The organism is Paraliobacillus ryukyuensis, from assembly GCF_003315295.1.
Classification (GTDB): domain Bacteria; phylum Bacillota; class Bacilli; order Bacillales; family Amphibacillaceae; genus Paraliobacillus; species Paraliobacillus ryukyuensis.
Genome location: NZ_QNRI01000002.1, coordinates 308290 through 328810, shown reverse-complemented (window position 1 = coordinate 328810; position 20521 = coordinate 308290). Strand labels below are relative to the sequence as shown.

Annotated in this window: 21 protein-coding genes; all 21 read right to left on the bottom strand. The window is 37.5% G+C overall.

From position 1 onward, the window contains the following. Positions 1–18: 18 nt before the first annotated feature. Positions 19–561 (bottom strand): F0F1 ATP synthase subunit delta, encoded by a 543-nt coding sequence (locus DES48_RS04850; RefSeq protein WP_079710590.1) that lies wholly within the window; start codon positions 559–561, stop codon positions 19–21. Further along, entirely contained in the window at positions 561–1067 is a 507-nt protein-coding gene (atpF, locus tag DES48_RS04845) for a F0F1 ATP synthase subunit B (RefSeq protein ID WP_113867740.1), read from the bottom strand. The genes DES48_RS04850 and atpF overlap by 1 nt, the downstream gene beginning before the upstream one ends. 229 nt (positions 1068–1296) lie before the next feature. Beyond that, a complete protein-coding gene (atpE, locus tag DES48_RS04840; RefSeq protein ID WP_079710589.1) occupies positions 1297–1503 on the bottom strand; it encodes a F0F1 ATP synthase subunit C in 207 nt (68 codons plus the stop codon). A gap of 53 nt (positions 1504–1556) precedes the next feature. After that, entirely contained in the window at positions 1557–2282 is a 726-nt protein-coding gene (atpB, locus tag DES48_RS04835) for a F0F1 ATP synthase subunit A (protein WP_079710588.1), read from the bottom strand. Between the two features lie 5 nt (positions 2283–2287). Next, a complete protein-coding gene (locus DES48_RS04830) occupies positions 2288–2680 on the bottom strand; it encodes an ATP synthase subunit I (RefSeq protein ID WP_245911294.1) in 393 nt (130 codons plus the stop codon). Between the two features lie 370 nt (positions 2681–3050). Continuing rightward, positions 3051–5228 carry a S8 family serine peptidase gene (locus tag DES48_RS04825; RefSeq protein ID WP_113867315.1) on the bottom strand — a complete coding sequence of 726 codons (2178 nt, stop codon included), beginning with the start codon at positions 5226–5228 and terminating at the stop codon, positions 3051–3053. 120 nt (positions 5229–5348) lie between these two features. After that, positions 5349–6464 carry a non-hydrolyzing UDP-N-acetylglucosamine 2-epimerase gene (wecB, locus tag DES48_RS04820; RefSeq protein WP_113867738.1) on the bottom strand — a complete coding sequence of 372 codons (1116 nt, stop codon included), beginning with the start codon at positions 6462–6464 and terminating at the stop codon, positions 5349–5351. A 105-nt stretch (positions 6465–6569) separates the two neighbouring features. Then, entirely contained in the window at positions 6570–7199 is a 630-nt protein-coding gene (gene upp / locus DES48_RS04815) for a uracil phosphoribosyltransferase (protein ID WP_079710586.1), read from the bottom strand. Between the two features lie 217 nt (positions 7200–7416). Further along, the gene (locus DES48_RS04810; protein WP_113867313.1) at positions 7417–8655 is read right to left on the bottom strand and encodes a serine hydroxymethyltransferase; all 1239 of its coding nucleotides are present in this window, start codon (positions 8653–8655) and stop codon (positions 7417–7419) included. A 159-nt stretch (positions 8656–8814) separates the two neighbouring features. After that, positions 8815–9348: a TIGR01440 family protein gene (locus tag DES48_RS04805; protein WP_113867311.1), complete on the bottom strand. Its 534-nt coding sequence runs from the start codon at positions 9346–9348 to the stop codon at positions 8815–8817. An 85-nt stretch (positions 9349–9433) separates the two neighbouring features. Then, entirely contained in the window at positions 9434–10036 is a 603-nt protein-coding gene (locus tag DES48_RS04800) for a low molecular weight protein arginine phosphatase (RefSeq protein WP_113867309.1), read from the bottom strand. Between the two features lie 210 nt (positions 10037–10246). Continuing rightward, positions 10247–10792: a manganese efflux pump MntP gene (locus DES48_RS04795; protein ID WP_170126175.1), complete on the bottom strand. Its 546-nt coding sequence runs from the start codon at positions 10790–10792 to the stop codon at positions 10247–10249. Between the two features lie 149 nt (positions 10793–10941). Beyond that, a complete protein-coding gene (locus tag DES48_RS04790; RefSeq protein ID WP_113867305.1) occupies positions 10942–11985 on the bottom strand; it encodes an L-threonylcarbamoyladenylate synthase in 1044 nt (347 codons plus the stop codon). A gap of 236 nt (positions 11986–12221) precedes the next feature. Continuing rightward, positions 12222–12635 carry a hypothetical protein gene (locus tag DES48_RS04785; RefSeq protein WP_113867303.1) on the bottom strand — a complete coding sequence of 138 codons (414 nt, stop codon included), beginning with the start codon at positions 12633–12635 and terminating at the stop codon, positions 12222–12224. Positions 12636–12700: 65 nt separating this feature from the next. After that, positions 12701–13243 (bottom strand): stage II sporulation protein R, encoded by a 543-nt coding sequence (spoIIR, locus tag DES48_RS04780; protein ID WP_113867736.1) that lies wholly within the window; start codon positions 13241–13243, stop codon positions 12701–12703. 163 nt (positions 13244–13406) lie between these two features. Continuing rightward, on the bottom strand, positions 13407–14264 hold the full coding sequence (gene prmC / locus DES48_RS04775; RefSeq protein WP_113867301.1) for a peptide chain release factor N(5)-glutamine methyltransferase: 858 nt from the start codon (positions 14262–14264) through the stop codon (positions 13407–13409). Position 14265: 1 nt separating this feature from the next. Further along, complete coding sequence (gene prfA / locus DES48_RS04770) at positions 14266–15336, bottom strand: peptide chain release factor 1 (protein ID WP_079710578.1); 1071 nt, start codon at positions 15334–15336, stop codon at positions 14266–14268. A gap of 440 nt (positions 15337–15776) precedes the next feature. Beyond that, positions 15777–16400: a thymidine kinase gene (locus DES48_RS04765; protein ID WP_079710577.1), complete on the bottom strand. Its 624-nt coding sequence runs from the start codon at positions 16398–16400 to the stop codon at positions 15777–15779. A 411-nt stretch (positions 16401–16811) separates the two neighbouring features. Further along, the gene (locus DES48_RS04760) at positions 16812–17057 is read right to left on the bottom strand and encodes a type B 50S ribosomal protein L31 (protein WP_079710576.1); all 246 of its coding nucleotides are present in this window, start codon (positions 17055–17057) and stop codon (positions 16812–16814) included. Between the two features lie 202 nt (positions 17058–17259). Further along, on the bottom strand, positions 17260–18546 hold the full coding sequence (gene rho, locus DES48_RS04755) for a transcription termination factor Rho (RefSeq protein WP_113867299.1): 1287 nt from the start codon (positions 18544–18546) through the stop codon (positions 17260–17262). A gap of 417 nt (positions 18547–18963) precedes the next feature. Next, positions 18964–20250 carry a UDP-N-acetylglucosamine 1-carboxyvinyltransferase gene (locus tag DES48_RS04750; protein WP_079710574.1) on the bottom strand — a complete coding sequence of 429 codons (1287 nt, stop codon included), beginning with the start codon at positions 20248–20250 and terminating at the stop codon, positions 18964–18966. Positions 20251–20521: the final 271 nt, after the last annotated feature.

Below are 20521 nucleotides of genomic sequence, written 5' to 3'. Positions count from 1 at the left end.
ACCCCTATCTTCCTTCTATTAATTAATAGCTACGATATTCTTTTCGATCCGCTCTAATTTACCTAAGACAGAGCCATCATAGACGGTGTTACCAATTTGTAACTTCACACCACCAATAAGATCTGGATCAATCTTATTTGTTATCTGTAATTTAGCAATATGTAATTTCTCTTGAAATACATTCGCTAGTTGCTGTTGTTCTTCTTCTGATAAAGCACGAACGGAATAGACAATTGCTTGTTTAATTCCCTTTGCTTCATTGGCTAGGTGAACAAACGCATCTACCAATTCAACAACAATCGATTCATGATGATGATCAATTAACAACTTTAATGTATTTGTTACTTCAACAGAAAAATCACGAAATGCATGATCAATTAGTTGTTTCTTATCCACTTTATCAAAAGCTGGATTCGACAAAAAAAGGATTAATTCTTGATTTTGTTGAAAAACTTCTTTCACAATTAATAGTTCAGATTCCATCGATTCTATTAATTGTTTTTCTCCCGCTAATTCAAAAAGAGCTTCTGCGTATCGTTTGGATATCATTGCATTACTCATTACTCTTCACCTAACTGTTTCATATAGTCAGAAATTAATCGTTCTTGATCTTCCGTATTAATTTCTTTTTCAATTACTTTCGTTGCAATTTGAACGGACAGACTTGCAACCTGATCTTGCAACGCTTGAATTGCTTGTTCTTTTTCTTGCTTAATATCTGCTTGTGCTTGTTGTTTAATATCATTTGCTGCTTTTCGCGCAGCTTCAATTATTGTTTCTTCTTGTTTGGCACCTGCTTTTCTTGCTTCTTCAATAATTGATTGTGCTTCTTGACGCGTTTGCATCAATTTTTCGTTTGCTTCTTTAGAAGCTTTTTCTGCCTCTAATCTATTTTTTTCAGCAACATCCAATTCATTTGCAATATAGTTCTCACGTTCTTCCATTTTGTTCATTAATGGACCCCATGCGAACCTTTTTAATAGAAGCAATAGTAGGGCAAAACTTAAAAGCGAGAAAATAATCGTTCCTATTTCTAAGTCACCGACACCACCAGCTCCAACAACCATAAAGCTATTTACTCCTTGCACGACATTCACTCCTTTCAACCACTTTTCCTAACAATGAACAACATGGTATACCAACAATCATTGATATACTGTAAAGGACTTGGCTCATCGCCAAGTCCCATGGTGAAAGCCTTTATTTGAAACTTTATAACATTTTCATGTTACATATATAATGGCGAAGATGATACGAATCAGCACACTTCGCCATTTTGTTTACTTTTTTGCTATATTACATAACCATAAACGCGATAACTACAGCGAAAATCGGAATCGCCTCTACTAATGCAATACCAATTAACATAACTGTTTGTAATGGACCTCTTAATTCTGGTTGACGTGAAATCCCCTCAACTGTACCTCGAACAATAAGACCATTCCCAATACTTGCACCTAATGCTGCTAGACCTACTGCTAGCGCTGCTGCTAATGCTTCCATGAAAAATATCCTCCTTTAAAATATGTAAAAATTTTTATTTTCTACATTGTATTTTAATGGTCAACTGTCACTTTATGAGACATATAAACCATTGTTAACATCGTAAAGATAAATGCTTGAATTCCACCTACAAAAAGACTAAAACCTTGCCAAGCCATCATTGGAACGATTGCCACAACAGTTACAACGCCTAATGAGGACAACGCCATTTTTGTAATTAATGAAAGTAAAATCTCCCCTGCGAAGATATTCCCAAACAAACGAAAACCCAATGTCATCGTATTGGTAAACTCTTCAATGATTTTAAAAGGGATCATAAATGCTTGTGGTTGGGCAAACTGTTTCCCGTAATGTTTCACACCCCTTAATTTGATACCATAAAAGTTAGACAATAGAATAATAAGGGCTGCTAGAGATAACGTAACACCTGCATCTGATGTTGGTGATTTCCACCATAATTCATGACCAAAAACCCCCAGTGTAATGACACCTAGAATGTTAGCTACAAACAAATATGTGATCAGCGTTAAACCAAGTGGTAAAAACATCTTACCTGTGCGCCAATCCATCGCATCATTGATAATACCTTTTACAAAGTCAATTAGCCATTCCATAAAGTTCTGGAATCCAGTCGGTTTCATTTGTAAATTCCGACTTGCTACAACTCCGAGAATAAACACAATGACACAAGTAATAAAAATCATTAGTACGGTAGATTGATTATAATCCAACCAGGAAATACCTAAAAAATCATGGGTTATCGGTGCTTCATGATCCATGTTTCTCACCTCTTTTCCTTCATATTCAGTCTTCTGGTATCAACTATAAAATCTATGATCATGACAACATACATTGTCAATAATCCAAAAATTACACCAAACACATCAAAGTATGCTGGTAATTCAAGGGCTATTAGCACGCCTAATACAGCTGATGCGAACCGAGAAAAGGTTCCTAAACCAAACATTTTCTCACCATGCTGAATTGCATCACCAAACTTTTGCACTTTGCGATGCATAAGCCACAAGTTATAAAAACTAAAAACGGTACCAAGGGTCAACCCTGTAAAAAAAGTATGGTAACGTGTGAGGATAGCTGCTACTACTAACAGTGAAAGGTAGTATAGCATCCACTTTTTTTGTCTAGCTGACAAAGCATCATAATCAGAAAGTGACAAATGCACGTTCCTCCCTAAGTAAATGATTGAATGAGTGTTACTTTCAATGAAATAAACCTTTGATAGTCATTGAAACAGATTCAAAAATCTTTAATAACACAACACAATAATAATTTCAGTGATAAAAATCACATGAAAACCTTATCATTCATCAAATTTTAGCTTACATTAGGGGAGGTTCCCTGTCAAATCATTTTCTGCTTTCAGCTGATAAGCCAGCTAATATCGTAGTACAGACGCTACTATCAATAAAACGTCTATTTTTTATTATAAGGGATAAATCATAAAAAGGTAAGCAACAAATTTGTGAAGTTTTCTTCAAACTTGCAAAATTTTTGTATACATGTCCATCATATCAGCTCCATTCGATTCACTCAATCACAACTGCGCTTTGTTCATGAAATGCTTCTTTTTGCTCAGTTTCAATTAAAATATCTGCTATATATTTTCCTTTCGGAGGTAATTTGTCTGATGCAATCGTTTGTTCCATTATCCCTTTTAATTGATTGGTTTGGTCAACAATGGTTTTCACAAAAACCATCGTATCAGGATCGTATAAATCAATCTTTACTCTGTTCGCATCATCTGGGACATATAGTTGACAGATATAATTTTTCTTATCGAAAGGTTTCATCACTACGTCTAATCCCATTGCTTTTGGATAATCAGCTTGTTGATTAACAAACAAATACGGTATATGAAAACGATCCGTCTGACTAGAAAGTGTTAACCAACCTTCATGAATCCCTTGGTTTAACTGATTAGAGTCAATAGCTATTTCAATTGGAACGGTAACTTTTTCTCCGGGATCTACAGTGAATGTTTTAGGCAAATACCAACGCAATCCTTGTTGTTGTTTCGGTAAATCAAAACGAAAGGTGTTTGGTTTTGCTGAAATATTTTCAACTTCTACATTTGCAGTTACCGTGTGCTTCCCTTTAGCTATTTTTCCAAATGACAATAGGGGATGGTATAACAAAGTGTCTGTATTAATCGCTTCAGATAGCTGGATGCGTCCCATTCCCTGCTCAATAGGGGCATACAACAGCTCGTTATGCTGAAGCGGTTTCGCTTGTGTTAACAGCGCTGCTTTTAGTTTTGCGGGTGTCCAATCAGGATGCGCTTGTTTTATTAATGCTAGGGCACCTGCAATATGAGGGGCTGCCATACTTGTTCCTTGTAAAGCTTGATAGCTATTGCTTGGTACGGTACTTAGTATATTAGCTCCAGGTGCCACAATTTCAGGTTTAATCGCCCAATTAGCAGTTACTGGGCCTCTGGAGCTAAAAGCAGTTATTTGATCTTGCGTTTGTTTATACGTCGTATCTATCCAGTAAGTTTGGTTCTTTTCAATTTGTTTCTTTAGCCAATCTCCTGCGGATTTGGATACGGATACAGCCGGAATGTTACTTGATGCCTCCAATCCTGCTTGAAATGCACCTTTTTCATTATTATAAATAATCACACCAACAGCTCCAGCCTTTTCTGCTTGCTTCACTTTCTCTGTAAAAGTAAGCTTACCACGTTCCATTAATACTAATTTTCCCTTTGCATCGGAAAGATCTTTCGCTCCAATGCCTCCATCAATTAGTTGATAATCACGTTGAAAATCCCAAGCAGGACTTCCGATCATGGAATTTATCGGTATCTCTTTCCGAGCAAAACGATCTGACAAGTAAGCATCTGTGACTATTGGGGTAGAGGCTCCAACTGCTATTGCTTTGGTTGCCGTAGCAGGGGACCCTACAGTCCAATTAGCAGGTCCTGCATTTCCATTTGCAATAACAACGCTAACGCCTTTTTCCACTGCTCGGTTCACCGCTACACTCGTTGGCCAATCTGGACCATTGACTGTATTTCCTAATGACATATTCACAATGTCCATTCCATCGTTAACAGCTTTTTCTAATGCAGCAATTACTTGAACTGAAGTTCCTCCACCCCCAGGCCCCAATGCTCGATAACTATACAACGATGCCTCAGGCGCCATTCCTTTCATCTTTCCATTTGCAGCAATAATTCCTGCTACATGTGTACCATGAATCGTTGGTTCACCTTGTTCTGCCGTTGTTTCCATCGGATCATCATCATAATCGACCAAGTCAAATCCTCCACGGTAATTCTTGTTAAGATCAGGGTGATGATAGTCTATTCCTGTGTCAATCACCCCCACCTTCACACCTTTACCAGTATAATTGGAACGAATTTGAGGTGATACTAAAAACGGCACACTTTCATTTATTGGTTCCTCTGCTTGTGTTTGATACGTTTGGACGGCATATGTATTTTTGATGAAATTCTCATTTTCTAATCGATTAAATTGTCGGTTTTTTGCTTGGAGAGCGAGTCCTTTAAATAAGGTGTGATAAACCTCAATTACTTTAATGGTAGGATAGTATGTTTCAATGTAGTTTTTTTGTTGATATGGATCACCATTCACTTCAATAATTAATTGTTGTTCATCATCATTAATGGTTGCGTGGATAACTTCAGGAAGAGCGATAGCGATAGATACAATAAGAAGTGATAGAAAGCAAAAACGTTGCATATGTATTTCTCCTCAATTTTTCTTCTAGTATGGAGAAAAGAAAATATTTCTATGCAGTTACATTTAAAAATAGGCTTTTAATAAAAGGAAAAACCTTGACCATCGTCAAGATTCCTCCTTTTATTTGTTAAAATAATCTATTATTGCATCTCCAATACGTCGGCTTGCTTGTCCATCCCCATACGGATTTGTTGCACGCGCCATTTGTTGGTGCGCTTCATTATCACTTAATAAGTGATCAGCTAATTGAAAGATATCTTCTTCCTGGGTACCAGCTAATTTTAATGTTCCTGCTTCAATGCCTTCTGGACGTTCTGTTGTATTTCGTAAAACAAGTACGGGTACTCCTAAAGACGGGGCTTCTTCTTGAACACCTCCAGAGTCTGTTAGAATTAAGTGGGAACGAGCTGCAAAATTATGAAAATCAACTACACTTAACGGAGCAATCAAATCAATGCGTTCATGATCGCCTAGAATTTGTTGTGCCGCTTTTTGTACAACTGGATTCAAATGAACTGGATACACAACGTGGATATCCTCGTGTTTATCTACTAATCGTTTGATTGCTTGAAACATTTGTTGCATATTGTTCCCTAGATTTTCCCGACGATGTGCAGTCATTAATACTAATCGTTTACCAGAAAATTTATCTAACACATCACTGCTATACGTATTATTCACTGTTGTTTTCAAGGCGTCTATTGCAGTATTACCAGTAACAAAAATAGTCTCCGATGGTTTATTTTCGGCCAGTAAATTTTGCTTTGCTTTATTCGTTGGCGCAAAGTGAAGGTTAGCCAGTGTACTTGTAAGTTGTCGATTCATTTCTTCCGGATATGGAGAATATTTATCCCAAGTACGCAATCCAGCTTCCACATGACCAACTGCAATTTGATTATAATAAGCTGCAAGTGAGGCTGCTAAAGTGGTCGTTGTGTCTCCATGAACAAGGACCATATCAGGTGCATTGTTTTTCATAACAATGTCCAGTCCTTCTAGTGCTCTAGTTGTAATTTGGGCTAGCGTTTGTCGTTGTTTCATAATATTCAGGTCAATATCTGGTGTAATACCAAAAACATCTAATACTTGATCCAACATTTCACGATGTTGCGCTGTTACAGTAACCATTGATTCGAATGTTTCCGATCTTTTCTTTAATTCATGCACAAGTGGTGCCATTTTTATGGCTTCTGGTCTTGTTCCAAAAATGGACATAACTTTTATTCTTTTTGACACTTCACTCACTCCGTTTTCTCCCAATGGCATCTTTTTAATTAGTTATTTTATACATTGATAATATTTTGAAAAAGCGCTACATAGCGTAGCGCTTCAAGAGAATAATTATTTTGTTCCAAACAAACGGTCACCTGCATCACCTAGACCAGGGACGATATAACCTTTTTCGTTTAGTTTTTCATCTAGGGCGCCAAGATAGATATCGACATCTGGATGTTCTTTTTTAATTAAATCTACCCCTTCTGGCGCAGCAATTAGGCACATTAATTTAATATTTGTTGCGCCTCGTTTTTTCAATGATGCAATTGCATCATTTGCTGAACCACCAGTAGCAAGCATCGGATCAATTACAATTAATTCACGTTCTTCGATATCAGAAGGGAGCTTAATATAATATTCGACTGGTTGTAATGTTTCCGGATCACGATATAAACCGACATGTCCAACTTTTGCGGCTGGTATTAAGCGTAAAACACCGTCTACCATGCCTAAGCCTGCACGTAAAATAGGTACTAAACCGATTTTTTTTCCGCTCAACGTCTTCGTTACTGCTGTAGTAACTGGTGTTTCAATTGTTTTCTCTTCTACAGGTAAATCACGCGTAATTTCAAACGCCATTAATCCTGCTACTTCATCTACTAATTCACGGAATTCTTTCGTCCCCGTATCTTTTTTTCTTATATACGTTAGCTTGTGCTGAATGAGTGGATGGTCTAATACAAATACATTACCCAATTCCGATCACTCCTTATCGTTTTTTTTACATCTTTTAAGAGTGTACTGAAAAATAAAGCTTGTTTCAAGCAAAGATTTAGTGATTCAAGATTTTTTTATAAAGGTCACACTTTTAGAATGGTCATCTTTATACATTGCCCTAATTAAATGAAGTAATTTTGTCGTTTCAAACAAAATCCCCTGCAATGTAACTAAACAAGCATATGTCGTTGCTATATTACCATTGATAGAGTGGAAATCTATCAGCCAAAGCTTTCACACGCGTTTTTGCTTCGGCTAATTTATTTTCATCTTGGTGATGCTTTAATGTTTCCCCAATAATAGCAGCTACTTCATCTACTTCGTCAAATGAGAATCCACGTGTCGTAATTGCAGCTGTACCAATACGTACCCCACTTGTAACAAACGGACTTTCTGGATCAAATGGGATCGTATTTTTGTTCGTTGTAATACCTATCTCATCAAGTGCTTGTTCTGCTTCTTTCCCCGTTAATGCCAAATCACGTACATCTAATAACAATAAGTGATTGTCTGTTCCGCCAGAGACCAAACGGATACCTGCTTGATTCAATCCTTCAGCAAATCGTTTCGCATTGGCTACAATTTGTTTCGCATAATCGGTAAAATCAGGTGCTAAAGCTTCTTTAAAAGCCACTGCTTTAGCAGCAATCACATGCATTAAAGGGCCACCTTGGATACCAGGGAATATCGATTTATCAATTTGCTTGGCAAATTCTTCTTTACACAAAATCATGCCACCACGAGGGCCACGTAATGTTTTGTGGGTTGTGGTAGTTACGAAATGCGCATGCGGCACTGGATCTGGATGTAAACCTGCAGCTACCAATCCAGCAATATGCGCCATATCCACCATGAGATAAGCACCAACTTCATCGGCAATTTGACGGAAACGTTCAAAATCGATCGTGCGTGGATAGGCACTTGCACCAGCAACAATAAGCTTTGGTTGTACGTCTTTTGCTTTTGCTAAAACAGCATCATAGTCAATTTGTTCAGTCTTTTGATCAACACCATATGCCTCAAAGTTATATAATGTACCGCTAAAATTGACTGGACTTCCATGGGTAAGGTGTCCACCGTGGTTTAAATCCATCCCTAAAACCGTGTCCCCGGGATTCAAAATCGAGAAATAAACAGCCATATTTGCTTGCGCACCAGAATGCGGCTGCACATTCGCATGTTCTGCTCCAAACAATTGCTTTGCTCGATCTCTTGCTAAATTTTCAACAATATCAACATATTCGCAACCACCATAATACCTGCGCGCCGGATACCCTTCTGCATATTTATTCGTTAGTACAGATCCTTGTGCCTCCATAACCGCTTCTGAAACAAAGTTTTCAGAAGCAATTAACTCAATCTTATCGTGTTGACGAGCCCTTTCTTGTTCCATTGCTTCAAAAAGTTCTAAATCATTTGCTTTCACATGCTTCATTTCATAATCCCCCTTAAATAATAGAATTGTGGCATTGCATCTATGTATAACAAATCGCTTAAAAAAAACGATTTGTTGTTCCTATTTTATTATCTGAATCAATTTCATCATTTACTGTTTGATTAAAAAACAAGTCTTAATCTAATACGCACGAACAAATCACTCATATATAGCGCGAGCGCCACCAATTAATTTTGGCCTTGTATAAGCAGCATTCACACGTGCTTGCCCTAAAAATCGTTGGTTAAATCGCAAAGGTACTGCGACGGGTTTTACATGCATACCAATCATGGTTTCGCCAATATCAATGCCGGCATGCGCTTGAATATGCTCTACCAATACGGGATCGTCCATGTGATGAAACGCATACGTTGCCATTGATCCACCTGCGTGTTTGACTGGTACCACGTGAACAGGGTCATATCCCTTGCGCTCTGCAACCGTCCGATCGATTACTAAAGCACGATTTAAGTGTTCACAACATTGAAAAGCTAACTCGATCCCCGTTTTTTCTTGTAGTTTCTGCATATACTTAAAAATAGAATGTGCCACTTCTTCACTTCCAGAGGTACCAATCGTTGCACCGGATACCTCACTCGTAGAACACCCAACAACAAAAAGCTCTCCTTTACGCAAATAATCTGTGGCCATCCATTCTGCTAATAATGCCTCAAGTTGTTTTTCTAATGACATAATTCCATCCACTTCCTTATTGAAAATATATATGTCGTTTTCACCAACTAGCTTTGACAACAATATCATTATTTCTACTATCAGATTACTCGTTCGTACGCTTGTTCACTTTATCAATTAACTTATCCACATACACTTCCATTTCTTTAAGTGTTGCGAGATAAGTTGCATGATCTGCTCCAAATGGGTCTTCAATATCATAGTTTGGTAGTTCTCTTTCTAATCGATCAATTTCATCTTGTTCTTCTCGTAAAAATGCACGCATTTGCTGCTCAGTTAATGGGTGGTTTTTTTCGTGCTGAACGGTTAACCGCTTCTCTTCTAATCGCCGATAGGCTTTGGTGAGCTGTTCCCACGTCGATTTACCATCTAATAGTACATACTCTTTTAACGTGTAGGCCTTATCAAACAATTGCGGATAAGTAGAAATTAAAGTTTCTTTATGACGCATCGTCATGGTTAATATTAAATCCGCCCAGTCTACCAATGCTTCGGTGACTTGTTTCGATTGATGGGGATGAGAGATATCAACAGATTCTAATGCTTGCTTTGTTCCTTGAGATGCTGGTAACCCATCTACCGTAAACAATCCGGCTGACTTCACCTTTATATTTGTTTTTTGCTGTAGCAGCGCTTCTGCCATTGGACTTCGACAGGTATTACCGGTACAAACAAATAATACATTCATGCTTGGTTAGCTCCTTCATAAATTCTTTAATCAAACTATATCATATATACCAAGCAGAATCATACTGTTTCTCTTCTAATTAGGAATTTGTTCCAATAAAAAAACGCCAAAAGGATGTTTGACGATGAAAGGAATGCGCTTATAATTAACTAACTTGGAGGAAAAATAATTTTAGAAAATCACTTATGTCCGATAATGAAGAAGGAGAACTTAACCAAAAATAAAATGAAGTCCGAACCCACATAGAATAGAGCCTCCACACACCTCGCTGTAAATGCCTAATAAACCTCTGGCACGTTTTCCTAATAGTAGGCCTGTCCAAGTGAAAACAGTACTTGTCAATCCAAATAAAAAGGTAGTTACGACTATTCTAACCCCAGACATACCTAAGCTAAGTCCAACAGAAAAACTGTCCACACTTACACTAAAAGCAAATAGAAAAAGTCCTAGTCCAATCGGTTTCATGGGCTGTTTCCGTTCCGCTTGAAATAACTGCAAAATCATATGCATTCCCAATCCAAATAATAACAGACCTGCTCCCAGGGTAGCTGCCCCTTCTAATTTAGAAGAGATAAATCTTCCCATTAGCATTCCAACAAAAGGCATAGCAATATGAAAAAACCCTACTGTTAGACCAATAAAAAAAATTCGCTTTAATCGTAGTAACTGTAACCCCATTCCTAAACCAACAGAGAAAGCATCCATACTAAGCGCCACAGCCATAATAAACAATGATAATGTTTCATTATAATCCATCATCTTCCCTCCACCTATCGGACATGCTAATCTACTATATGTGCCAACAGGTAGAGATATGATGCAGAATTACCAAAGTAAATCTCGATTTTTATGATTCCTTTTAGGTTTGTTTATGTTAGTGTTTTCTAAAACTACTGCGCTTTGCATTAGCAACTTGATTTAGTTGTTGCTGAAGCTGCTTTCTCTAATCGATTCATAACGGCTTGGCCAATACCTTCTTTTGGAAAAGTCTCACTAAGAATAATATCGATCTCTTCTGCTTTAAAAGAACGAAGTGTGTCGTATAAGTGAACAGCAATAGTAGTTAAATCTTCTAAAGAGCCGCAGCTTTTTGGATTAGCTACATGTAGCTTGGCTAGTAATTCTTCACTTGCCATTACACCAACCTTTAGTCCTTCTTTACTTAAGCGATTAATTTCCGTTTGAAAGAATGCTTCGTCGCCTTCTACTAACCAAAGGGGGACGTCTGGTTCATAATGATTATATTTCATTCCTGGTGCTTTTGGTTTCTCCACTTGCTTTTCCATCGTTGAACCAATTGTTAGCACACCAGTAATTTTTTCAATTTCTTCTTGGGTAATGCCACCTGGTCGTAAAATAACCGGAATATTTCCTGTACAGTCAACCACCGTTGATTCAACGCCAACACCTGTTAGACCACCGTCAACAATCCCAGCAATTTTCCCATACAAATCATGATACACATGGATAGCGCTTGTCGGGCTTGGCTTTCCAGATGTATTCGCACTTGGGGCTGCAATTGGAAGGTTCGCTGCTCGCAACAATTCACGGGCAATAGGATGATCCGGTACGCGAATACCTATTGTATCTAAACCAGCAGTCACATTACGGGCAAGCTTATCATTACTTCGTAAAATAAGCGTGATTGGCCCAGGCATGAAAGCATCCATTAATTTTTGAGCTATAGGGGGGACTTGCTTCACATAATCAGCAATTTGATTCACATCAGCTACATGAACGATAAGTGGATTATCAGCAGGTCTTCCTTTTGCTTCAAATATTTTTGCTACTGCCCCTTCTTTGGTCGCATCTGCTCCCAATCCATAAACTGTTTCGGTAGGAAAAGCAATCAATTCTTGTTCTTTCCATAAAGCAGCGGCTTGCTGAATTGCTTGTTCACTTTCTTGATCTAATGTTCTAATTGTCCAATAGCTTGTCTGTCTCTCCATCCGTAATCCTTCCTTTTATCATGTAAACTTCTTCGTTTGTGTAATGTTACTGTTCTTAAAAATAATAGAAACACGTTATCAACAATTTTACCACAAGTTATCAACAACTTATCTACATATGCACAAACGCTTACGTTCCTTGCATCCTCTTACTTTACATGTTTTACCCAGTAATAATATTATTTACACTAGATTTACATTATACACAAGTTACCAACAGGGGTTATCCACAGTTGTTAATAAACTTTATTGTTATTCACAGCTAAACTCCACCATCTTCCGTTAGATTGTTGATAAGTAAATGGTTCTTCACTAATTTCAAATTGCAATTGTTGCACTAGTTGATTCAAGGTATCTTGTTCACTATACACGTATAGATGGTCAAAGTTTTTCTTTTTTACTAATTGAATACAGATTTCTATTATTGCTAAAACATATACCGGAGCTAATTTATCCTTTATGTATAAATGCTTGAGTTGCACACTTCGCTCACCTATCGGCAGTAATACAAAAAACGCTTGAAGCTTATCACTTTTAATAAAATAGCCATACACTTGTATCAAATCTTCCGTTACGTTCGCTGGATATTGGTGATTGAAAAAATCAAGCCAATTCTCTACTGGTAGATCACTTGCTTTTAAACAGTCCATTTCATCATCTCCTCATAGAAATCTATCTTTCTAGTATTTCTATGATAGATGTGTAGTTTTATACCTCATCTAAACCATTCTAGGAAAAAAAACTTTACTTCAACCTCTTCTTCTTCTTCTTCTGGTTGTGGATTTTTCTCTTCTGCAGCGACAGTAGTCCCATTAGAAAAGTCTAAAAAGCATAACGGCGGAAACAAGACGCACCACCAGTTTGCTCCTTCTCCTTTTCCTAACGTAATTAAAATAGCTTCGTATTCACCAGCTGGATAAACATTGTTCCCATAAACTTTTGCAGGAAATTGAACATCATCATCATAGTCGACTTGATAGTTGGTTGTCACGTTTTCATCGAGAAGCGTTTGTTCCACGATATCTCGGATAATCGGTAACCGCTTTTGGATGATTTGTCTTGCTGCCTCAATCGATTCTAATTCTTCTACCCATTTATTAATTTCTTGGTTCACACGATCTCTAACGATCCGCTTAACCACCTGATCCGCTTCATCGTCACTATTAGCCAAAATGCGCAAACGGATGGCTTCATCTGGGATCACTTGATATTCACTCGCTTCTGCTCTCTGATTGGTCCACCATTGATTTCCTATCATAAATAAAACGATAAATAACGTAATAAATAAAACACTATTTTTTTTCAATTTACTCGCTCCTCACTGTAAGCTATACAAACAGTATGGGCAAGCTGTTTTTCTTTTAAACTACGAATCTAATATTTTTTATACTTTAAACATTCATTACGTTTGAATGAAACTGTTAGTTAATCGAGGCAAAAACCATTCGATCCTTGGCGTTGATATCTTGGCAAATCTCCACATGACTTTTAGGAAACTGAAGTTGAATAATACGCTTAACCGCTTCTCCTTGTTGAGCACCAATTTCAAAGGCCAGTAATCCCCTTGCGGCTAACACTTTTGTTGCTTGTTTAACAATTTGTTGATAAGCATACAACCCATTTGATTCCGCAAATAATGCTAGTGAAGGATCGAAGTTTTTTACCGTATCAGCTAACGTAAATTCCTCCTCCCAGGGGATATAGGGTGGATTAGAAATAATCACATCCGCTGTTCTACCCGCATCAACCCAACTCGTTAGAAAATCACTCTGTTCAAAAGAGAGGTTCGCTTGCAGTGTGTCAGCATTTCGTTTTGCAATGGTTAGGGCTGGCTGAGAAATATCCACAGCATGCATGTCTAACGATGGTAGTTCAAGTTTCATTGTTATACCGATAATGCCACTACCTGTACCAACATCTACTACTGTCAACGGGGCTTGGTTGCCTGTTAGTCTCTCTAATGTTCCTAATACCAACTCTTCTGTTTCAGGACGTGGAATCAGTACATTTTTATCCACATAAAAATCTCGTCCATAAAATGTCTCATAGCCCGTTAGATGTTGCACAGGCACACCTGTATCTGCATGTGCCTTAAGATCCTGTTGATAAGCGATTAGTGATGCTGCTGGCATAATGTCTCGCAAACGCATCAATAACTGTGATTTATTAATCTGCAGATGGTGGAGTAGTAAGATCTCTGCAACTTTTGGTTCCCGATTATGCTTTTCTAAAAAAAGAGAAGCCCATTGAAGGACTTCATGTACGTTCTGCTGTCTCATATTATTCACCAATTTGTTCCATTTTATTGGTCTGCTCTTCCATCAATAAAGCATCAATGATCTCATCAAGCTTACCTTCTAAAATTTGATCTAACTTTTGAATGGTTAAACCAATCCGGTGATCGGTCACACGGTTTTGTGGAAAGTTATAGGTTCGAATTCGTTCCGAACGGTCACCAGATCCAACCGCTGATTTTCTTTCTTGATCATATTCTGCTTGTGCTTCTTGTTGAAACTTATCATAGATTCTAGCTCGCAAGATTTTCATTGCTTTTTCTTTATTCTTAATTTGTGATTTCTCATCTTGCATAGAAACGACAATACCAGTTGGTTCATGCGTTAAACGCACCGCAGACATAGTTGTATTTACACTTTGACCTCCTGGACCACTAGAGGCAAATGTATCTACACGAATATCTTTTTCATGAATATCCACTTCGACATCCTCTGTTTCAGGAAGTGCAACAACCGTAGCAGTAGAGGTATGAATTCTTCCGCCTGATTCTGTTTCAGGAACACGTTGGACACGGTGAGCTCCATTCTCATATTTCAATTTTGAATAAGCACCGCTACCATTAATCATAAAAATAATCTCTTTGTAGCCACCAACACCAGTTGAGTTGGATTCCATTACATCCATCTTCCAACCTTGTGCTTCTGCATAACGGGAATACATACGGTAAAGGTCACCAGCAAATAGTGCTGCCTCATCGCCACCAGCTGCGCCTCTAATTTCCATAATAACGTTTTTCTCATCATTTGGATCTTTTGGTAATAGCAATATTTTGAGTTTTTCTTCTAACTCAGGAATTTGAGGCTCTAACTCATCAATTTCAGCTTTAACCATTTCGCGCATCTCATCATCTAATTTATCTTCTAGCATTGCCTTGGCATCTTCTAATTGACTAGAGATGTCTTTATATTCTCGATACACTTGAATTATATCTGTTAAGTCTGCTTGTTCTTTAGAATACTCTCGTAGTTTTTTTGTATCACTGATAACGTCAGGATCACTTAATAATTCATTTAATTTGTCATAACGAGCTTCTAATGATTGTAATTTATCAAGCACGTTGTTCACCTCTTTTTCTTTTACACACACAGTCCATCCTATATCATACAATACTCTTTATTATAATATAGTACGGATTGTCAGTCAAAATCACTTTTGTTTTAGTTATCAATAAAGGGGCTGGGACCAAACTAATTTTTAACTACAGTATACGAATGATTGAGGAGAGCTTAACCATCAAACCTGAAAATACACTCGCGTTCTACGGGCACACAGGACGGGACGGTTTTCGTCTAACTTCTAACCGCTTTACAAAGTGGATCTTCGACTCGTGGGACTGCGATTACTCGTCCCATCGAAAATATACGCTGTTCCCGCTAGAGTCTCATATATTTCCAGTTACTTAGTTATGTTTTCTAACTAAAAACGAACGATGATAAAATAGGTTATCATCGTTCATTTATCAGGGATCTTCATTCACTTTTGTCCCAACTTCTTGGTTATTTTCTCGTATTTGATTTAGCCGTGTTATGAATCGCTGGTCTTGGTTTGTTAGGAACTTCATGGTGATGGCGACAACGTGGTTCATAAGATTCAGAAGCACCGACTAAAATAACTGGATCATCGTACGATGCTGGTTGCCCATCAATTAATCGCTGGGTTCTACTAGCCGGTGATCCGCAGATAGGGCAAATGGCATTTAATTTAGAAACAGATTCACTTAAAGACATAAGTTTCGGCATTGGACCAAAAGGTTCACCACGAAAATCTGTATCAAGACCCGCTACGATTACCCGATGTCCATGATTAGCAAGTTCATCAACAATTTCTACAATTTTATCGTCAAAAAATTGTACTTCATCTATTCCAACAACATCTATATCTTTATCCATTTGTTCAATGATATCGTCAGCACATGCAACTGGTCTAGCTAAAATGGTATTGCCGTTATGAGAAACAACCGATTCTTCCGCATAACGATTATCAATCGCCGGTTTAAAAACACGTACCGTTAGTTTTCCATAAGTTGCCCTTCTCACACGTCGAATTAATTCTTCAGATTTACCCGAAAACATACTCCCGCAAATGACCTCTACCCAACCACTTTGTTTCATTACATACACGTTGTAGCCTCCCCTTTCCTATGTAAAACAAGCTGCTGATTTTAATGCTCTTTTTACATCATTCGCTAATTTATTCAGCATCTCCTTGCATCTATAGCCTTATCTTTTTGACAAACATTGCTTATCCCAAGACGAATGCGATCAGTTACCAATCCTTAGTTATATATTCCCGCAAACTAAAGATTACTCAACATGACCGTTTTTATCATTTTAAATAAATCCATAAGTAGCGTGTTAAGCTCTTGCTCTCATCACATTATAACTAATTAAGCTACGTTAAGAAATTTTTATGAAAACAACAAAAAATAAAACAGGCTTGTACCCATTGGCCTGTTTTATTTTTTCTATTATACCGTTAAGATGAGCCATTCCTCAAAGAGAAATGGCCCTCTACATTAACTAATCCTACGATTAGCTAAGGTTATATTTTTTCTTAAAGCGATCTACACGGCCACCAACTTTGTCGGCTTTTTGCTTACCAGTATAGAACGGGTGAGAATCTGAACTAATTTCTACACGGATTAATGGGTATGTGTTACCATCTTCCCATTCAATTGTCTCCTCAGAAGACTTTGTAGATCCGGTAAGAAATTTGTAATCAGAACTTGTGTCAAGAAATACAACTTTTTTGTATTCCGGGTGAATTCCTTGTTTCATATCTTTCCACTCCTTTTGCCCTGAATCCTTTGGAAACAGAGTTATTCACACTTGTTGTGTGCTATGCATTTTATGTCATATAGAAAGATTATAACAGTGCGCAAGTCTGTTTGCAAGAGCAAGATTTGCTTTCTATTATTTAACTTTATACAACTATCAGGGATTAAAATAACCATATATAAAATAAGCGCATGGAAGCGAATTATGTTCTTTTCATGGTTCCTTTACGTTTTGCTTCTTCTTCCAATTGTTGAAAAAACTCTTCATTATTCTTCGTTGATTTCAATTTGCGCAAGAATCGATCTAAGAAATCTGGAGAATCTTGCATTGATTTGCGAACAGCCCACACAATATCCAATTGTGATTTCGGTAGAAGCAATTCTTCTTTTCTTGTACTTGAACGCAAAATATCGATTGCAGGAAAAATACGTCGTTGTGCTAATGAACGATCAAGATGCAACTCCATATTACCTGTACCTTTAAATTCTTCATAGATGACATCGTCCATACGAGAACCAGTTTCTACTAAAGCTGTTGCTAAAATAGTGAAGCTTCCACCTTCTTCAATGTTTCTAGCTGCACCAAAGAAACGTTTAGGACGATGAAATGCCGCTGGATCTATACCGCCAGATAATGTGCGGCCGCTTGGAGGGATCACTAAGTTATATGCACGTGCTAAACGGGTAATACTATCCATTAACACGACCACATCCTTTTTATGCTCCACTAAACGCATTGCACGCTCTAATACAAGCTCAGAAACTTTAATATGGTTTTCTGGTACTTCATCAAATGTCGAGCTAACAACATCCACATCCGGGTGTACCGAACGCTCAATATCGGTTACCTCTTCTGGTCGCTCATCTACCAATAAAATAATAAGCTTAACTTCCGGATGGTTAGTCGTAATACTATTAGCAATTTGCGTTAGTAGCATTGTTTTTCCTGCTTTTGGTGGCGCTACAATCAATCCACGTTGCCCATAACCTACTGGTGTAATAAGATCCATGATACGAGTCGAAATGTTTTTCGCACCCGTTTCTAGATTCATTAAGCGGTCTGGGTATAGAGGCGTTAGCGCAGGAAAATGAACACGTTCTTTTGCCATTTCAGGGTTTTCCCCATTTACTGCATCAACATGTAGTAATCCATAATATCGTTCGTTCTCTTTTGGTGGACGAACTTTTCCAGAAACTTTGTCCCCATTACGTAAATCAAATCTACGAATTTGAGAAGCGGAAATATAAATATCTTCGGCACTTGGAGAATAATTAATTGGGCGTAGAAAACCAAACCCTTCAGAAGGAATAATTTCTAAGATACCATCCATAAATAGGTAACCACTTTTTTCAGCTTGTGCTTTTAAAATGGCAAATATTAATTCTTTTTTTGTTAGTTTTGCATAATACGATACCTTATACTCTCTAGCTTTCGCATAAAGATCTTTTAATGTCATTGTCTCTAATTGAGAAATGGTTACTTCGGACACAAAATCACCACACCTATATTTTTTTGTAAATAACTTGTTGTTCATTTATTTAGCTTTGTTCATATCTATAAAGTTACAATATCTTTCGTCATCAATGGTTATTTTTTGGATACTTCTTGCATTGGAAGTTATTGAAATATGTGCATGTGGTTGGTTTTCTTTGAAGTTGAAATGTTCACATGACATGATTCTACCAAGAAGCGATGTGAAGGAATAGATTTAAAATAGATAGACTAGAAGTTTTACTTTTCTTACATTATCTTTCCCAATAACGGTAATCATTAAACCTCTTTTATCGTAACGCGTTCTTACGCATTATTCAACTATATTTTTCAAAAACTGCCGATAAGCTTGTGAAAAGAGGAGTTACCATATGGCAACCCCAAATTTTCTTATAGACTAACTTAAAGTGTATTTTTATGAATTTTGAAATTGTTCCAATTCATTTTCTGTCATTTCTTCTCGCCAAATAACAGCTCCTAAGTTAGATAACTTCTCCGTAAGTTGTTCATAGCCGCGATCGATATGATCCACACCTGTAATTTCAGTTACACCATCAGCCATTAAGCCCGCAACAATCAATGCAGCCCCAGCACGAAGGTCGCTTGCTTTCACTTTTGCTCCCTCCAATTGCGCAGCACCAGACACAATGGCAGAACTTCCTTCTACTTTAATTTTTGCATTCATTCTTCGTAATTCATCGATATGTTTAAACCTTGCTTGGTAAATCGTGTCTGTTACAACGCCAGTACCATTTGCTTTTGTTAATAACGAGGTAAAGGGTTGTTGTAAATCGGTAGGGAAACCAGGGTGCACAAGTGTTTTTATATCTACTGATTCTAATTGTTTACTAGGGGTAATTAGTAATTGCTCTTCCCCTTCTTCAATTCCCACACCCATTTCTCTAAGTTTAGCTAATAAAGGTTCCAAATGTTGCGGAATGACATTATCAATGAGCACCTTCTCTCCTTGGGCCGCAGCCATAATAACATAAGTACCTGCTTCAATACGGTCTGGAATAATTGTATGCATACAGCCAGTTAATTCTTCAACGCCTTCAATTCGAATAACATCGGTACCTGCACCTTTAATTTTTGCTCCCATACTAGTTAGTAATGTCGCTACATCAATAATTTCCGGCTCACGTGCAGCATTTTCGATAATTGTCTTTCCTTTTGCTTTCACTGCAGCTAACATAATATTTATTGTTGCCCCAACACTAACCACATCAAGATAAATGCGTGCTCCTCTTAATTCATCAGCCCGTAAATAAATAGCACCTTGTTCATTTGTTACTTTCGCTCCTAGTGCTTCAAATCCTTTGATATGTTGATCAATCGGTCTTGGCCCAATATGACACCCTCCTGGCAATCCAATAACCGCTTGTTTAAATCTGCCGAGCATTGCTCCCATGAAATAATAGGATGCACGTAACTTTTTGACTTTCCCATTCGGAAGAGGCATCGGCGTCATATGCGTCGGATCGATATGTACAGTTTGTCCATTCCATTTGACTTCTCCGCCAATTTCTTCTAACAAATCACCTAAGACACCTACATCTGAAATTTTAGGGAGACCTTCAATAATTACTTTCGAGTCTGCTAAAATCGCTGCAGGTAATAATGCAACTGCACTGTTTTTCGCCCCACCGATTCTAACTTTTCCGTTTAATGGCGTTCCACCCTGTACCATTAGCTTTTGCATATCATATTCCTCACTTTATTGATTGTTTACCTCAAATGTTGTATTTAATTCTTACATTAAGAATAGAACTGCTTACTAATTACATCATTTTATAGTTTACACAAATTTACCAAAAACATGCATACATGTTATATGATTAATTATACAAATTTTTTTCCGATGTTTCTACCTTGACATGTTTTATTTATGAAAGAGAGGGAAATAAAGTTTTGAGAGGTTATACTAAATATGGTAGAGCCACTCCGTTTAGGAATGGCTCTCTTTATGATAC

Excerpts from the sequence above, each read along its gene's own strand:
- DES48_RS04800 (WP_113867309.1), bottom strand. The coding sequence starts at position 10,036 with ATGAATGTATTATTTGTTTGTACCGGTAATACCTGTCGAAGTCCAATG.
- DES48_RS04785 (WP_113867303.1), bottom strand. The coding sequence starts at position 12,635 with ATGGACTGTTTAAAAGCAAGTGATCTACCAGTAGAGAATTGGCTTGAT.
- DES48_RS04790 (WP_113867305.1), bottom strand. The coding sequence starts at position 11,985 with ATGGAGAGACAGACAAGCTATTGGACAATTAGAACATTAGATCAAGAA.
- prmC (WP_113867301.1), bottom strand. The coding sequence starts at position 14,264 with ATGAGACAGCAGAACGTACATGAAGTCCTTCAATGGGCTTCTCTTTTT.
- spoIIR (WP_113867736.1), bottom strand. The coding sequence starts at position 13,243 with ATGATAGGAAATCAATGGTGGACCAATCAGAGAGCAGAAGCGAGTGAA.
- atpE (WP_079710589.1), bottom strand. The coding sequence starts at position 1,503 with ATGGAAGCATTAGCAGCAGCGCTAGCAGTAGGTCTAGCAGCATTAGGT.
- DES48_RS04825 (WP_113867315.1), bottom strand. The coding sequence starts at position 5,228 with ATGCAACGTTTTTGCTTTCTATCACTTCTTATTGTATCTATCGCTATC.
- DES48_RS04750 (WP_079710574.1), bottom strand. The coding sequence starts at position 20,250 with ATGCAAAAGCTAATGGTACAGGGTGGAACGCCATTAAACGGAAAAGTT.
- atpB (WP_079710588.1), bottom strand. The coding sequence starts at position 2,282 with ATGGATCATGAAGCACCGATAACCCATGATTTTTTAGGTATTTCCTGG.
- DES48_RS04850 (WP_079710590.1), bottom strand. The coding sequence starts at position 561 with ATGAGTAATGCAATGATATCCAAACGATACGCAGAAGCTCTTTTTGAA.
- DES48_RS04810 (WP_113867313.1), bottom strand. The coding sequence starts at position 8,655 with ATGAAGCATGTGAAAGCAAATGATTTAGAACTTTTTGAAGCAATGGAA.
- DES48_RS04795 (WP_170126175.1), bottom strand. The coding sequence starts at position 10,792 with ATGGATTATAATGAAACATTATCATTGTTTATTATGGCTGTGGCGCTT.
- DES48_RS04805 (WP_113867311.1), bottom strand. The coding sequence starts at position 9,348 with ATGTCATTAGAAAAACAACTTGAGGCATTATTAGCAGAATGGATGGCC.
- atpF (WP_113867740.1), bottom strand. The coding sequence starts at position 1,067 with ATGGTTGTTGGAGCTGGTGGTGTCGGTGACTTAGAAATAGGAACGATT.
- DES48_RS04760 (WP_079710576.1), bottom strand. The coding sequence starts at position 17,057 with ATGAAACAAGGAATTCACCCGGAATACAAAAAAGTTGTATTTCTTGAC.